The following is a 15,168-nucleotide window of genomic DNA, read 5'->3' as shown; positions in this document are numbered from 1 at the left end:
GCGCGGCCGTCAGCCCCGGCGGATCTCGAAGTGGTCGATCCGCGCGCCCGACTCGGCCAGCGCCGAGACCGTCATCGACGGGTGGAGCCCCGCCCGCACCCGCACGGCGAGGAACGAGTAGCCCGTGAAGCGCACCCGGGACCACTCCACGGTCCCGGATGCCTTCGCGCGGCCCTTGAGCCAGTGGTAGCTCGCCACGCTCTCCCGGTCCTTGACGTGGCCCTCGTAGCTGTCGGGGGCCGGGAAGCCGTAGAGCGCCCGGCCCGCGCCCCCGGCCGTGACATAGACGATGCCGTCCCGCGTCGGGTCGGTGCGCTCACCGATCGCCACCCTGCGGCCCACGGCGCCGCGCAGGATCGCGTCGGTGCGCTCGTACACATGGTTGTGGCCGTTGATGACCAGGTCCACCTGGTGCTTCTCGAAGAGCGGCACCCAGGCGTCGCGCACCCCGCCGTCCGAGGCGTGGGCGCTGGTGGTCGAGAAGGCGCAGTGGTGGAAGAAGACCACGACGAAGTCGACCCGGCGGTCGGCGCGCAGTTCGCCCAGCCGCCGCTCCAGCCACCGCGTCTGCCCGCCGCCGCTGATCCCGAAGTTGGCGGGGATCTCGTACGAGACGTCGTTGGCGTCCAGCGCGACCACGCCCACGTTGCCGTGCACGAACGAGTACGCCCCGGGCAGCCGGACCGGGTCCGGGCCGTTGCACGGCAGCGACCAGCGGGCGTTCTGGCCGCCGTAGCCGTCCGGCGAGTACCAGGCCTCCATGTCGTGGTTGCCGGTGGTCACCATCCACGGCACGGTCTTGGCGACCGACTCGGTCTGGGCGAGGAACTGGTCCCAGACGCGCGCGTCGTAGGTGTCGCCGCTGGTGCCCGAGCCGGACGGGTCGGCGTAGCAGAGGTCGCCCGCGTGCAGGTGGAACGCCGGGTTCTGACCGAGGATCACCTGGTTGTTGCCGAGCGCGTGGTAGCTGATGCCCTGGTCGCCGAAGGCCGTGAAGGTGAACGCCTCGGCGCGCTCGGGCGCGGTGGTGAAGGTGCCCAGCGTGGCGAGGTTGCGCGGGTCGGCCGGGTCGAAGCCGTCGTGGCCGACTCCGTAGGAGTACGTGGTGCCCGGCCGCAGCCGCTCCAGGCGCGCGTGCACGTAGTACTGCTCGGCCGCCGCGATCCTGCCCCCGTTGAGCACCGGCGTGGCGAGGTGGCGCATCTCGGCGCCGATGCGGTGGCCGAGTGCCCACGGCTTGAGCCCGATCCGGATGAACGGCCGCCGCACCGCGAACGGCACCTGCCAGGAGACCGCCATCTGCGTCCTCGGGTCGGCGCCATAGGCCAGATGCCGTCCGAACGGCGCCACCAGCGAACCGTCCACCTCGCAGGCCGGACCCCGCGAGGTGAGGACGGCGGGCGCGGCGTGGGCGGGCGCGGCCGCGATGCCGATACCGGCGCCGGCGACCGCGGCGGTCGCCACGGAGGTGCGCAGCACACCGCGCCGGGTCAGCCGCGCACGCAGGTACGCGTGCTGCTCGGCCATGTCCATACGGCCCGCGAGCTTCTCGGGGATGCCGAAACGAGGGATGTCCACGGCCGGAAACGTCCTCTCCTCACACGACGCGCGGCTCACCGACCGGTGAACGGGGCGCGTACAGCTCCTCATGCAACTCCCCTCGATTCCCCGGCACCTCACCCCCGCCAGCCATTCGGCGGCCTGCCCGAGGGGGAGGGGCCCGGCGCGTCCAGTCCGTATCGTGGACTCGACATGTCAATGCATGGGACGCGGAGTACGGTGCCCTCATGTCTCGCAGCATCGATCTCGCAGTGATCCCCGGTGACGGCATCGGCCGGGAAGTGGTGGCCCAGGGCCTCAAGGTCCTGAGCGCCGTCCTTCCAGCGGATGTGAAGCTGGAGACCAAGGAGTACGACCTCGGCGCCCGGCGCTGGCACCGCACCGGCGAGACCCTGCCGGACACGGAGCTGGAGGCGCTCGCGACCCACGACGCGATCCTGCTCGGCGCCATCGGCGACCCGAGCGTGCCGTCCGGGGTCCTGGAGCGCGGGCTGCTGCTGAAGCTGCGCTTCGCCTTCGACCACTTCATCAACCTGCGGCCGTCGAAGCTGTTCCCGAACACGGCGACCCCGCTGGCCGGCCGCCCCGAGATCGACTTCGTGGTGGTCCGCGAGGGCACCGAGGGCCCCTACACGGGCAACGGCGGCTCGCTGCGCACCGGCACCCCCGCCGAGGTCGCCACCGAGGTCAGCGTGAACACGGCGTACGGCGTGGAGCGCGTGGTGCGCGACGCGTTCGCCCGCGCCCAGGCGCGCCCCCGCAAGAAGCTGACGCTGGTTCACAAGAACAACGTCCTGGTCTTCGCCGGGCACCTGTGGAAGAACATCTTCGACGCGGTGGCGAAGGAGTACCCGGACGTCACCACGGACTATCTGCACGTCGACGCCGCGACGATCTTCTTCGTCACCCAGCCCGAGCGGTTCGACGTGATCGTCACCGACAACCTCTTCGGTGACATCCTCACCGACCTCGCCGCGGCCGTGACCGGCGGCATCGGCCTGGCCGCGTCCGGCAACATCAACCCGACCGGCGCGTTCCCCTCGATGTTCGAGCCGGTCCACGGCTCCGCGCCCGACATCGCGGGCCAGGGCAAGGCCGACCCCACGGCCACGGTCCTCTCCGTCGCCCTGCTCCTGCGCCACCTCGGTCACGAGTCCGAGGCCGCCAGGATCGAGGACGCCGTCCAGGCCGACCTGGCCGCACGGGACGGCTCGGCCCGTACCACCGACGAGATCGGCGACGCGCTCGCCGTACGAGTATCGGGCTGACCCGAGCGCTCTTTCCCAGACAAGCCGCCGGGTCGCACCAGCACCCGGCGGCTTTTCCTGTACGGCCCCGGGGTGCCACCATCAGTCCCTGGGCCGCACTCACACCGTTTCAGTCATGGTCCCGCACGAGCGATAATCGAACGTGGGACCGCGGCATGCGGAAAAGCTCGGACGTCCTAGCAGCAGCGAAGACGGCGTGAGCGCGGTCCGACCCACACAACCGGTGAAGGACACGCAACCATGACGACGCCCACGATCGAGCTCAAGCCCTCCGCGAACCCGCTGTCGGACGCGGAGCGTGACGCGATCCTGGCAAGCCCCGGATTCGGCCGCCACTTCACCGACCACATGGTGACGGTGAAGTGGACCGAGGGCCGGGGCTGGCACGACGCGGAGCTCACCCCGTACGCGCCGCTGTCGATGGACCCCGCCAACATGACGCTGCACTACGCGCAGACGATCTTCGAGGGTCTCAAGGCCTACCGTCAGCCCGACGGCACGGTGGCGACCTTCCGCCCCGAGGCCAACGCGGAGCGCTTCCGCGCGTCGGCCCGCCGGATGGCGATGCCCGAGCTGCCGGACGAGCTGTTCATCGCCGCCTGCGACGCGCTGATCCAGCAGGACCGGGCGTGGGTCCCGTCCTCCGGCGAGGCCTCGCTCTACCTGCGGCCGTTCATGATCGCGAGCGAGGTGGGGCTGGGGGTGCGCCCGGCCAACGAGTACCTGTTCATCGTGATCGCGTCGCCGGCCGGGGCCTACTTCCCCGGGGGCGTGAAGCCGGTGTCGGTCTGGCTCTCCGAGGAGTACGTGCGCGCGGTCAAGGGGGGTACGGGCGCGGCCAAGACCGGCGGCAACTACGCCGCGTCCCTGGTCGCCCAGGCCGAGGCGGCGGGGCACGGGTGCGACCAGGTGGTCTGGCTGGACGCGGTGGAGCACCGGTGGATCGAGGAGATGGGCGGGATGAACCTGTACTTCGTGTACGGCGACCGCATCGTCACCCCGTCGCTGACCGGCTCGCTGCTGCCGGGCATCACCCGCGACTCGCTGCTGAAGATCGCGCGGGACCTCGGCTACACGGCCGAGGAGGGGCGGATCTCCACGGAGGACTGGAAGCGGGACACGGAGGCGGGGACGCTGACGGAGGTCTTCGCGTGCGGGACGGCGGCGGTGATCACGCCGGTGGGGTCGGTGAAGTCGGCTCGGGCGAGCTGGACGCAGGGGGACGGTGAGCCGGGGGAGGTCACGATGAGGCTGCGGAAGGCCCTCCTCGACCTCCAGACGGGGGCGACGCCGGACACGCACGGCTGGATGCACCGTCTGGGCTGAAGGGTTTGCCCCACCCCGCCCCTTCCCTAAACCCTCCGGGGGCGGCGCAGCTCTCGGGGGGGAGCCCCCGTCCCCGAGCGGGGGCTCCGCCCCCCGCGCCCCTGAAGGCACGGGGCCTGCGGCCCCCACCCCCCGCTGCGCGTCAACCTGCCGCCCGGTGGGGGCTGGTCGCGCAGTTCCCCGCGCCCCTGAAGGTACGGGGCCTGCGGCCCTCGCACCCCGCTGCGCGTCAACCTGCCGCCCGGTGGGGGCTGGTCGCGCAGTTCCCCGCGCCCCCAAGGGGCTCCGCCCCTCGGGCGCCGGAAGAGCCGGAGTACCCAGGGGCGCGGGGAACTGCGCGGGCAACCCTCCACCGGGCGGCAGACGAACCCCGGGCCGATGAGGGGCGCGGGGGACTGCGCCACCGGGGCGTAGGCGAAGGGGTGTGGGCAACCCCCGCTCGTCCGCAGACGGACACGGGGGGGCGGGGGCGCAGCCCCGGGGGGTAGGGCGAGGGGACCTCAGCCCGTCTCCGCCCCCGGAGGGTTCAGGGAAGGGGCGGGGTGGGGGAGAACCCCGCGGCTCAGCGTCGCGTACACCGCACCCCCCACCACCCCCGAAAGCAAAAAGCTGCAATCCACCCCACCGGTGAACCGCAGCAGCGGCCCCGCGTACCCGGGAAGCGACACCGCCAGCACCCCCACCCCCGCCCCCAGCCCCCACGCCACCGCGGCCCGCCAGTTCCAGCCGCCCCGGTACCAGTACGCCCCGCCCCGCGACCGCCGGTTGAAGACCTGGAGGGCGTCCGCGTCGTACACACCCCGGCAGCGGACGAAGCCGATGAGGGTGATGACCGCCCACGGCGTCCCGACCGCCGTCAGCAGCAGGACGAACGACGTCATCGCCGCCTGCGCGTCCCACGCGTAGTGGCCGGCGAACACGCACACCGTCGCCACCCCGGCCACCGCGAACGTCGCCCGCGTACGCGAGGCGCGCGGCAGGATCGCGTCGAGGTCGAGCCCCATCGAGTACAGCATCAGCCCCGCGTTGCCCACCGACCCCGCCGACGCCGCGAGGAGGAGAGGCACCAGGTACCAGCCGGGCGCGGCCGCCACCAGCGGACCCGCGTAGTCCGCCGCCGCCCCCGCCGCGTACGCCGTGAACGTGCCGAACAGCTGCGGCACCAGCAGCCCGGCGACCAGGCCGAGCCAGGTCGCGTGCAGCACCCGGCGCGGGGTGTGGCGGGTGGGGGAGATGTAGCGCGTGTAGTCGCCGAGCAGCGTGATGAACGCGATCGGGCCGCTCAGCCCCGCCGCCACCAGCGCCAGCAGCCACGTGGGCCAGAACGAGCCGAGCAGATAGCCGCCCGCGTCGGGGAGGGCGGCCGTCGTGAAGTGCGGGGCGTAGGCCGCGATCCCCAGGACCAGCAGCGCGGTCATGCCGAACGCCAGGACCCGGGACAGGCGCAGCAGCACCCGGTACCCGTACACCGCGCCGACCACCGTCGCCGCCGCGAGCACCGCGTACACGATCCCGTACGAGACGCCGCCCATGGGCAGGCCGAAGAGCCGGTGCAGGACGCCCGCCATCGCGTCGCCGCCGATCCAGACCGTGAGGGCCGTGTAGCCGAGGGAGAGCAGCAGGCCGACCACCGAGCCGACCAGCCGGCCCCGCACCCCGAACTGCGCGCCCGACGACGTCGACAGGTTGGTCGCCGTGCGCAGGGACACCAGCGCCAGCGGGGCCGTCAGCACCGTGCCCACCAGCGTGCCCGCGACGACCGCGCTCACCGACGCCCACCAGCCGAGGCCGAAGGAGACCGGGAGCCAGCCGAAGACGATCACGCCCAGGCAGAGGTTGGAGCCGAGCAGGATCGACACCAGGTCGCGTGGCCCGCTGGTGCGTTCCTCCTCCGGGATCGTGTCGACTCCGCGCTGTTCGATCTGCATGGGCTGCCCCTGACGCTCGATGGCCTTGACGCGCTGGCCTGATTTCGACGTTCCGGTTCTTTGAGTGGCGTTCAATGTGGGGGCTCTCACCTGTTCCAGTCAACCCCTTGTTCAGTTCTCTACAGCGATTAGTGTGGTTAGAGTGGTGCTCTAATCGGAGGTGTGGTGCGTGCGACTTACCCCTACAGAACGTGACCGGCTGCTGCTCTTCGGCGCCGCCGAGCTCGCCCGGGCCCGCCGGGCGCGCGGACTGCGGCTGAACGTCCCCGAGGCCACCGCGCTCATCGCGGACACCGTCTGCGAGGCGGCCCGCGACGGGCGCCGGCTCGCCGACGCCATCGCCGCCGCCCGGAGCGTCCTCGGCCCCGACGACGTCCTGCCGGGCGTCGCGGACGTGGTCACCGAGGTGCACGTCGAGGCGGTCTTCGACGACGGCTCGCGGCTCGCCGTGGTCCCCGCGCCCCTCGGCGGCGCCGCCGGACTCGGCGCGGACGCCCCCGGCGCCGTGCTGCCCGGCCCGCAGGGCCCGGACCGCGAGCCCGCCCTCCGGCTCACCGTGCGCAACACCGCGCCCGTCCCGGTCAGCGTCACCTCGCACTTCCACTTCTTCGAGGCCAATCCGCGCCTCGACTTCGACCGCGCCGCCGCGTACGGGACGCGCCTGTGCGTACCGGCCGGGTCCTCGGTCCGGTTCGACCCGGGCGGCGAGGCCGAGGTCGGACTCGTCCCGATCGGCGGCGCCCGGATCGCCATCGGGTTCGCCGGACTGGTCGACGGGCCGCTGGACGCGCCCGGGGCCCGCCACGAGGCCCTGCGCCGGGCGGCCGCCTGCGGCTACCTGGGCGCGCGCCCGGAAGGAGCGGTTTCATGAGCAGGCCCAGCCGCCACAGCGACCACTGCGCGCCCGGCAGCCGCCACATCGACCCCGACGAGTACGCGGCGGTCTTCGGGCCCCGGGCCGGGGACCGGATCCGGCTCGGGGACAGCGGGCTCACCGTCCGGGTGGAGTCGGACTCCCAGCGGCCCGGCGACGAGTTCCTCGCCGGGTTCGGCAAGACCGCCCGCGACGGACTGCATCTGAAGGCCGCCGCGGTCCGCGACACCTGCGACGTCGTGATCAGCAACGTCGTCGTCATCGACGCGGTGCTGGGCATCCGCAAGGTCTCCATCGGCATCCGCGAGGGCCGCATCCACGCCATCGGGCGCGCCGGGAACCCGGACACCCTCGACGGGGTGGACGTCGTCGTCGGCACCGGGACCAGCATCGTCTCCGGCGAGGGGCTGATCGCCACCGCGGGCGCGGTGGACACCCATGTCCATCTGCTCTCGCCGCGCATCATGGAGGCCTCGCTCTCCTCCGGTGTCACCACGCTCATCGGCCAGGAGTTCGGCCCGGTGTGGGGCGTCGGCGTCAACTCGCCCTGGGCGCTGCGGAACGCCTTCGCGGCCTTCGACGCCTGGCCCGTCAACATCGGCTTCCTGGGCCGGGGTTCGTCCTCCGACGGCGCCCCGCTGGTGGAGGCGCTCGCCGAGGGCGGCGCCTGCGGCTTCAAGGTCCACGAGGACATGGGCGCGCACACCCGCGCCCTGGACACGGCGCTGCGGGTGGCCGAGGAGCACGACGTGCAGGTCGCGCTGCACAGCGACGGCCTGAACGAGTGCCTGTCGGTGGAGGACACCCTCAAGGTCCTGGAGGGGCGGACCATCCACGCCTTCCACATCGAGGGGTGCGGCGGCGGCCACGTCCCCAACGTGCTGAAGATGGCGGGCGTGCCCAACGTCATCGGCTCGTCCACCAACCCGACCCTGCCGTTCGGCCGGGACGCGGTCGCCGAGCACTACGGGATGATCGTCTCCGTCCACGGCCTCAAGCCGGACCTGCCCGGCGACGCGGCCATGGCCCGCGACCGCATCCGGGCCGGCACCATGGGCGCCGAGGACGTGCTGCACGACCTGGGCGCGATCGGCATCACCTCCTCCGACGCCCAGGGCATGGGCCGCGCGGGCGAGACCGTACGGCGCACCTTCGCCATGGCCGCGAAGATGAAGGCCGAACTCGGCCCCCTGGAGGGCGACGGCGAGGGCGACGACAACGCGCGCGTGCTGCGCTACATCGCCAAGCTCACCATCAACCCGGCGCTCGCCCACGGCCTCGCGCACGAGATCGGCTCCATCGAGGTCGGCAAGCTGGCCGACCTCGTGCTGTGGCGGCCCGCCTACTTCGGCGCCAAGCCGCAGATGGTGCTCAAGTCCGGCTTCCCGGCCTGGGGCGTCACGGGTGATCCGAACGCGGCGACCGAGACCTGCGAGCCGCTGGTCCTCGGCCCGCTCTTCGGCGCCCACGGCGCCACCCCCGCCGAGCTCTCCGTCGCCTTCGTGGCCCGCGCCGCCCTCGACCAGGGAGGCGATCTGATGCCGACCCGCCGGCGCCGGGTCGCCGTGCGCGGCACCCGGGGCATCGGCCCCGCCGACCTCGTCCTCAACTCCCGTACCGGAGCGGTCGACGTGGACGGACGCACCGGACTGGTCACCCTCGACGGCGATCCGCTGCGCTCGGAGCCCGCCGACTCCGTCTCCCTCAACCGCCTCTACTTCCTCTAAGGACCCGACGATGACCGCTGCCGCCGACGGCTTCCGCATGCCCGCCGAGTGGGCCCCGCACGAGCGCACCTGGATGGCGTGGCCCGGCCCCAACGTGACCTTCGCGAACGAGGACGAGCTCGCCGAAGCCCGCGCGGCCTGGGCGGCCGTGGCCCGGACCGTGCGCCGCTTCGAACCCGTCACCGTCGTCTGCGGCCCCGGTCAGAGCGCCGATGCCGGCGCCCTGCTCGGCCCCGGCATCGATCTCGTGGAGCGCGGGCTCGATGACGCCTGGATGCGCGACATCGGCCCCACCTTCCTGACCAACGGCTCCGAACTCGCCGCCGTGGACTGGACGTTCAACGGCTGGGGCGCCCAGGACTGGGCCCGCTGGGAGCACGACGCCAAGATCGGCGCGTACGTCGCGGACCTGGCCGGGGCGCGGACGTACGCCTCGCGCCTGGTCAACGAGGGCGGCGCGATCCACGTCGACGGCGAGGGCACGGTCCTGCTCACCGAGTCCGTGCAGCTCGGCTCCGAGCGCAACCCCGGCTGGACGCGCGAGCAGGTCGAGGCGGAGGTCCACGGCATGCTCGGCACCCGCAAGGCGATCTGGCTGCCGCGCGGCCTCACCGCCGACTACCCGCCGCACGGCTACGGCACGCTGGGCCACGTCGACATCGTCGCCGCGTTCGCCCGCCCCGGCGTGGTCGTCGCCCACACCCAGCCCGACCCGGCCCACCCCGACCACGAGGTGTGCAGGGAGAACGTGGCGCTGCTGCGGAGCCAGACCGACGCGCGGGGCCGGAGCATCGAGGTGGTGGAGGTCCCCGCCCCGACCGTCCTCACCGACGACCACGGCTGGGTCGACCACTCCTACATCAACCACTACCTCTGCAACGGCGGCGTCGTCCTGTGCGGCTTCGACGACCCGAGGGACGAGAACGCGGCGGGCATCTTCCGCCGGCTCTTCCCCGACCGGACCGTGACCCTCGTCGACGCACGTACGATCTTCGCTGGGGGCGGTGGCATCCACTGCATCACCCAGCAGCAGCCCAGGGTGTGATCCCGGAGGAACCAGGAGGAGGGGCATGGCCGGTCCGGCCCGCGCGCGGAAGAACGCGCCGCCGCGCGAGGAGGTGCTGGCCGCCGCCATGGCCACCATCGCCGAGCGCGGTCTCGACGGCCTGACCATGGCCGGTCTCGGCCGCGAGGTCGGCATGTCCAGCGGCCATCTCCTCTACTACTTCCACAGCAAGGACGAACTGCTGCTCCAGACCCTGGAGTGGAGCGAGGGCCGGCTCGGCGCCGAGCGCCGGGCGCTGCTCTCCCGGCCGGGCGCGGTCCGCGAACGCCTCGACGCCTACGTCGACCTGTATGTGCCCGACGGCGTCCGCGACCCGCACTGGATCCTGTGGCTGGAGGTCTGGAACCGCTCGCAGAACGCCGCCACCGACGCCGCCGCCCGCGCCCGCCAGGCCGCCATCGAGGGCGCCTGGCACCGCGACCTGGTCGCGATCATCGCGGAGGGCGTCTCGCGCGGCGAGTTCCGCCCGGTCGACGCCGACCGCTTCGCGGCCCGGCTGCGGGCGCTGCTCGACGGCTTCAGCGTCCATGTGGCGGTCGGCATACCCGGCACCGGACGCCCCCAAGTCCTCGACCACGTACGGGAGTTCGTGGACGAGTCACTCGTGCGACCCCCGACCGGGGGCTGAACACAACGTACGCAAGTACGCCTTATCGTTGCGTGCGTCACCCTTGTCGGCCGCACCGGGCTGGGCCACCGTGATCTTCCATGGGACGAGAGCAGTGGAAGAAGATCTGGGTCGGTTCGGCCGGCAACATGGTCGAGTGGTTCGACTGGTTCGTGTACGCCACCTTCGCGGTGTACTTCGCGGACGCGTTCTTCCCCAAGGGGAACGAGACCGCCAACCTCATGAACACCATGGGGATCTTCGCCGTCGGCTTCTTCATGCGGCCGGTGGGCGGCTGGCTGCTCGGCCGCATCGGTGACCGCCGGGGCCGCAAGGCCGCGCTGACCCTGACCGTCACCCTGATGTCCGCCTCCGCGATCCTGATCGCGGTGGCGCCGACGTACGGGGTGGCGGGGTACGGGGGAGTGGCGGTCCTGCTGGTCGCGAGGCTGTTGCAGGGCCTGTCGGTCGGCGGTGAGTACGCGGCGAGCGCGACCTACCTCACCGAGGCGTCCGACCCCCGCCGCCGGGGCTTCGCCTCCAGCTTCCAGTACGTGTCGATGACCGCGGGCCAGCTCGTCGGCCTCGGCCTCCAGATCGTCATGCAGCGCACCCTCTCCGAGGACGCGCTGCACAGCTGGGGCTGGCGCGTCCCCTTCATCGTGGGCGCGCTGGGCGCGGCCGTCGTCTTCTATCTGCGCCGCAACATGCTGGAGACCGAGGTCTACGAGGAGTCCGGCGCGGCGCGCGACGAGGAGCGGGGCACCCTGAAGGCGCTGGGGCGCCACCGCAGGGAGGCGTTCCTGGTCATGGCGCTGACGATGGGCGGCACGGTCGCGTACTACACGTACACGACCTATCTGACGAAATTCCTCTCCAAGAGCGCGGGCATGCCCAAGCCGACGGCGTCGCTGGTGTCGTTCTGCGCGCTGTTCGTCTTCATGTGCCTCCAGCCGCTCGCGGGCATGCTCTCGGACCGGATCGGCCGCCGTCCGCTGCTGATCACCTTCGCGGTGGGCTCGACGTTCCTGACCGTGCCGGTCATGACGATGCTCAAGCACGCGGGCACGTTCTGGCCGGCCTTCGGCCTGGCGCTGCTCGCCCTGGTGGTGGTGACGGGCTACACGTCGATCAACGCCTGCGTGAAGGCGGAGCTGTTCCCGACCGGCATCCGCGCCCTGGGCGTCGCGCTGCCGTACGCCATCGCCAACGCCCTGTTCGGCGGTACGGCGGAGTACGTGGCGCTGTGGTTCAAGCGGGGCGGGATCGAGTCCGGCTTCTACTGGTACGTGGCGGGGTGCGCCGCGGTGAGCCTGGTGGTGTACCTGACGATGAGGGAGACGCGGGACATCGACCTGCACCGGGTCGCGCCCGCCCCCGCCGCCGCCCCCCTGGCCGCGGGCACGGACGGGGTGCCCGCATCCTGAGACCCCGGGCCACGGCGTGGCGGCCGTGTGGCAGACTGCGACCGTGCTCGCTTTCCGGATGATTATGGACAGCAGCGCGCCGGTCCGCAGTGACCGCTGAACCCGCGGCACAACCCCCGCGGCAGCGGACATCGTGCCCCAGACCCGCGCGCAGACCCTTCGCACCCGCGAGGGGTCTTTTCGTTTCCCGGCCCCACCTCGGCCGGACGCGAACCGCACGCGATGATGGGGGCAGTGGAGCCAGCCAGTCCGGAGCCACTCACCCGACAGGAGTCACCCCAGCATGACGGCCAACGAGGCACCCGAGGACAGTCATGGCGTCGACCGCGTCGATGATGGATTCCACGTCTTCGACACCACGCTGCGCGACGGCGCCCAGCGCGAGGGCATCAACCTCACCGTCGCGGACAAGCTGACGATCGCCCGGCACCTGGACGACTTCGGGGTGGGCTTCATCGAGGGCGGCTGGCCCGGCGCGAACCCCCGCGACACGGAGTTCTTCGCCCGCGCCCAGCAGGAGATCACCTTCAGGAACGCCCAGCTGGTGGCGTTCGGCGCGACCCGCCGCCCCGGCGGCAGCGCGGCCACCGACCCGCAGGTCAAGGCGCTGCTGGCGTCCGGAGCCCCGGTGATCACGCTGGTCGCCAAGTCCCACGACCGCCATGTCGAGCTCGCCCTGCGCACCACGCTGGAGGAGAACCTGGAGATGGTCCGGGACACCGTCTCCCATCTGCGCGAACAGGGCCGGCGCGTCTTCGTCGACTGCGAGCACTTCTTCGACGGGTACCGGGCCAACCCCGAGTACGCCAAGTCCGTCGTCCGGGCCGCGAGCGAGTCCGGCGCGGACGTCGTCATCCTCTGCGACACCAACGGCGGCATGCTGCCCGCCCAGATCCAGGCCGTGGTCGCCACCGTCCTCGCCGACACCGGCGCCCGGCTCGGCATCCACGCCCAGGACGACACCGGCTGCGCCGTCGCCAACACCCTCGCGGCGGTCGACGCGGGCGCCACGCACGTGCAGTGCACGGCGAACGGCTACGGCGAGCGGGTCGGCAACGCCAACCTCTTCCCGGTGGTGGCGGCGCTGGAGCTCAAGTACGGCATGAAGGTCCTGCCCGAGGGCGCGCTCGCCGAGATGACGCGCATCTCGCACGCGATCGCCGAGGTGGTCAATCTGACGCCCTCGACGCACCAGCCGTACGTGGGCGTCTCCGCCTTCGCCCACAAGGCGGGCCTGCACGCCTCGGCGATCAAGGTCGACCCGGACCTCTACCAGCACATCGACCCCGGCCTGGTCGGCAACCGCATCCGGATGCTGGTCTCCGACATGGCCGGCCGTGCCTCCATCGAGCTCAAGGGCAAGGAGCTCGGCGTCGAGCTCGGGGACGACCGCGAGCTGGTCGGCCGGGTCGTGGCACGGGTGAAGGAGCGCGAGCTCAAGGGCTACACGTACGAGGCCGCCGACGCCTCCTTCGAACTGCTGCTGCGCGCCGAGGCCGAGGGCCGGGCCCGCAAGTACTTCCGCGTGGAGTCCTGGCGCGCCATCGTCGAGGACCGCCCCGACGGCACCCACGCCAACGAGGCGACGGTCAAGCTGTGGGCCAAGGGCGAGCGGATCGTGGCGACGGCGGAGGGCAACGGCCCCGTCAACGCGCTCGACCGCGCCCTGCGGGTGGGCCTGGAGCGCATCTACCCCCAGCTGGCCAAGCTGGAACTGGTCGACTACAAGGTCCGCATCCTGGAAGGCCGCCACGGCACGGACTCCACGACCCGGGTCCTGATCACGACCACGGACGGGGCGGGGGAGTGGGCCACGGTGGGAGTGGCGACGAACATCATCGGGGCGTCCTGGGGGGCGCTGGAGGACGCGTACACGTACGGGCTGCTCCGGGCGGGAGTGGAGCCGCCGGAGTAGCGGACCCCGCCCCGGGCCCTTCGCGGGCCCGCGGCCCCGCTCCGCGCCGGAGGTTTTGTCCGTTTCGAAAGCGACTCCGGTAGCGTCGGAAGCATGAGGCTCCGCGTTCTGCTCGCGTCCACCGCCGCCGCACTCCTCGCGCTGGCCCCCGTGGCCACGGCGACCGCCACCGCCGCGCCCGCCGCGTCCGGGGTCGGCGAGGTCGCCGCCGCGCTGAGGAAGGCGCCGGTGTACGTCGACCCGGGCGCCGCCGCGCAGCTCCCGGCCGCGCAGGCCGACGCCCTGGCCAAGAAGATCAAGGACGCCGACAAGCCGCTCTTCGTGGCCGTACTGCCCGCGACCTCCGCGTTCCCCAGGGACACGCTCCTGCGGAACCTCCGTACGGACACCGGCGTCACCGGCCTGTACGCGGTCCGCCTGGGCGACGCCTTCAACGCGGGCGCCGACCGGAGGGTCATGTCACCGCAGGCCGTGGAGAACCTGAAGACCGCGGTACGGGCCCCGGGCACCGCCTCGGACGCCGCCACCCAGCTGAACGCGTTCGTGGACCAGGCCCTGCCCGGCCTGCGCGGGCACGCCCCCGCCTCCTGGGGCGGCGGCGCGGGATCCGGCGACGACGACGGCGGCTCGGCGACCGGGCTGATCGCCCTGGGCGCGGTCGCCGTGGCGGGCGGCGCCGGCGCGTACGCCCTGGTGCGGCGCAACCGGAGGAGGAAGGCCGAGGAGGAGCGGGCGGCGCTCCGGCGGCTCCAGGTGGTCGTGGACGAGGACATCACCGCGTTCGGCGAGGAGCTGGACCGGCTCGACTTCCATCCGGCCGAGGCGGGCGCCGACGATGCCATGCGCGCCGACTACGAGCGCGCCCTCGACGCGTACGAGACCGCGAAGACCCTGATGGCGGCGGCCCGGCACCCCGCCGACGTGCGCGGGGTCACCCAGGCCCTGGAGGACGGGCGGTTCTCGCTCGCCACCCTCGCCGCCCGCCGCGAGCACCGGCCGCTGCCCGAGCGCCGCGCCCCCTGCTTCTTCGACCCGCGCCACGGCCCCTCGGTCGAGGACGCCACCTGGTCCCCGGCGGGCGGCGCCCCGCGCCAGGTCCCCGTCTGCCTCGCCGACGCGACGCGCCTGCGGGACGGGCAGGACCCGCTGGTACGGCAGGTCGACACGGACGGGGGACGCCGTCCGTACTACGACGCGGGTCCGGCGTACGGGCCCTGGGCGGGCGGGTACTTCGGCGGGGGCATGCTGCCCGGACTGCTGATGGGCACGATGCTCGGCTCCATGCTGGCCACCCCGGCGTACGCGGTGGACTACGGCGGCGCGGACTTCGCGGGGCCGGGGCAGGGCTTCGACGGGGGTGACGTCTCCGGGGCGGACTTCGACGCGTCCGACTTCGGTGGCGGGTGGGGCGACGGGGGCGGTGGGGACGGCGGTGGCGGCGGCTTCGACGGCGGCGGTGGCTGGTAGGGC

At 72.8% G+C, this 15,168-nt stretch carries 11 protein-coding genes; 9 read left to right on the top strand and 2 right to left on the bottom strand.

Annotation, left to right across the window (positions count from 1 at the left end; translation table 11 throughout):
• Positions 1-9 precede the first annotated feature (9 nt).
• On the bottom strand, positions 10-1,578 hold the full coding sequence (locus tag AC069K_RS05060; RefSeq protein WP_478612194.1) for a purple acid phosphatase family protein: 1,569 nt from the start codon (positions 1,576-1,578) through the stop codon (positions 10-12).
• A 209-nt stretch (positions 1,579-1,787) separates the two neighbouring features.
• Here AC069K_RS05060 and AC069K_RS05055 point away from each other — a divergent pair, with 209 nt between their 5' ends.
• Together AC069K_RS05055 and AC069K_RS05050 are read left to right on the top strand one after the other, a co-directional pair.
• On the top strand, positions 1,788-2,828 hold the full coding sequence (locus AC069K_RS05055) for a 3-isopropylmalate dehydrogenase (protein WP_365100770.1): 1,041 nt from the start codon (positions 1,788-1,790) through the stop codon (positions 2,826-2,828).
• Positions 2,829-3,068: 240 nt separating this feature from the next.
• The gene (locus AC069K_RS05050; RefSeq protein ID WP_365100771.1) at positions 3,069-4,154 is read left to right on the top strand and encodes a branched-chain amino acid aminotransferase; all 1,086 of its coding nucleotides are present in this window, start codon (positions 3,069-3,071) and stop codon (positions 4,152-4,154) included.
• Positions 4,155-4,654: 500 nt separating this feature from the next.
• Here AC069K_RS05050 and AC069K_RS05045 read toward each other — a convergent pair whose 3' ends face one another.
• Positions 4,655-6,082: a cytosine permease gene (locus AC069K_RS05045; RefSeq protein WP_478612193.1), complete on the bottom strand. Its 1,428-nt coding sequence runs from the start codon at positions 6,080-6,082 to the stop codon at positions 4,655-4,657.
• 169 nt (positions 6,083-6,251) lie between these two features.
• On the opposite strand from AC069K_RS05045, the gene ureA reads away from it, so the two are divergent.
• From ureA to AC069K_RS05010, 7 genes are all read left to right on the top strand, one after another.
• Complete coding sequence (ureA, locus tag AC069K_RS05040) at positions 6,252-6,953, top strand: urease subunit gamma (protein ID WP_478612192.1); 702 nt, start codon at positions 6,252-6,254, stop codon at positions 6,951-6,953.
• Complete coding sequence (locus AC069K_RS05035; protein ID WP_478612191.1) at positions 6,950-8,683, top strand: urease subunit alpha; 1,734 nt, start codon at positions 6,950-6,952, stop codon at positions 8,681-8,683. The genes ureA and AC069K_RS05035 overlap by 4 nt, the downstream gene beginning before the upstream one ends.
• 10 nt (positions 8,684-8,693) lie before the next feature.
• Positions 8,694-9,728, top strand: a complete 1,035-nt coding sequence (locus AC069K_RS05030) for an agmatine deiminase family protein (RefSeq protein WP_478612190.1) — start codon at positions 8,694-8,696, stop codon at positions 9,726-9,728.
• A gap of 25 nt (positions 9,729-9,753) precedes the next feature.
• Positions 9,754-10,377 carry a TetR/AcrR family transcriptional regulator gene (locus AC069K_RS05025; protein ID WP_365113986.1) on the top strand — a complete coding sequence of 208 codons (624 nt, stop codon included), beginning with the start codon at positions 9,754-9,756 and terminating at the stop codon, positions 10,375-10,377.
• Positions 10,378-10,457: 80 nt separating this feature from the next.
• Positions 10,458-11,783, top strand: coding sequence for an MFS transporter (locus tag AC069K_RS05020; protein ID WP_478612189.1), 1,326 nt, complete (start codon positions 10,458-10,460; stop codon positions 11,781-11,783).
• A 283-nt stretch (positions 11,784-12,066) separates the two neighbouring features.
• The gene (cimA, locus tag AC069K_RS05015) at positions 12,067-13,698 is read left to right on the top strand and encodes a citramalate synthase (RefSeq protein ID WP_365113982.1); all 1,632 of its coding nucleotides are present in this window, start codon (positions 12,067-12,069) and stop codon (positions 13,696-13,698) included.
• Between the two features lie 93 nt (positions 13,699-13,791).
• Positions 13,792-15,165 (top strand): hypothetical protein, encoded by a 1,374-nt coding sequence (locus AC069K_RS05010; protein WP_478612188.1) that lies wholly within the window; start codon positions 13,792-13,794, stop codon positions 15,163-15,165.
• Positions 15,166-15,168 lie beyond the last annotated feature (3 nt).

This window comes from Streptomyces sp. NPDC043908 (assembly GCF_056435525.1).
The sequence above is the reverse complement of the archived record's forward strand: the minus strand, read 5'-3'. Positions and strand labels throughout refer to the sequence as shown.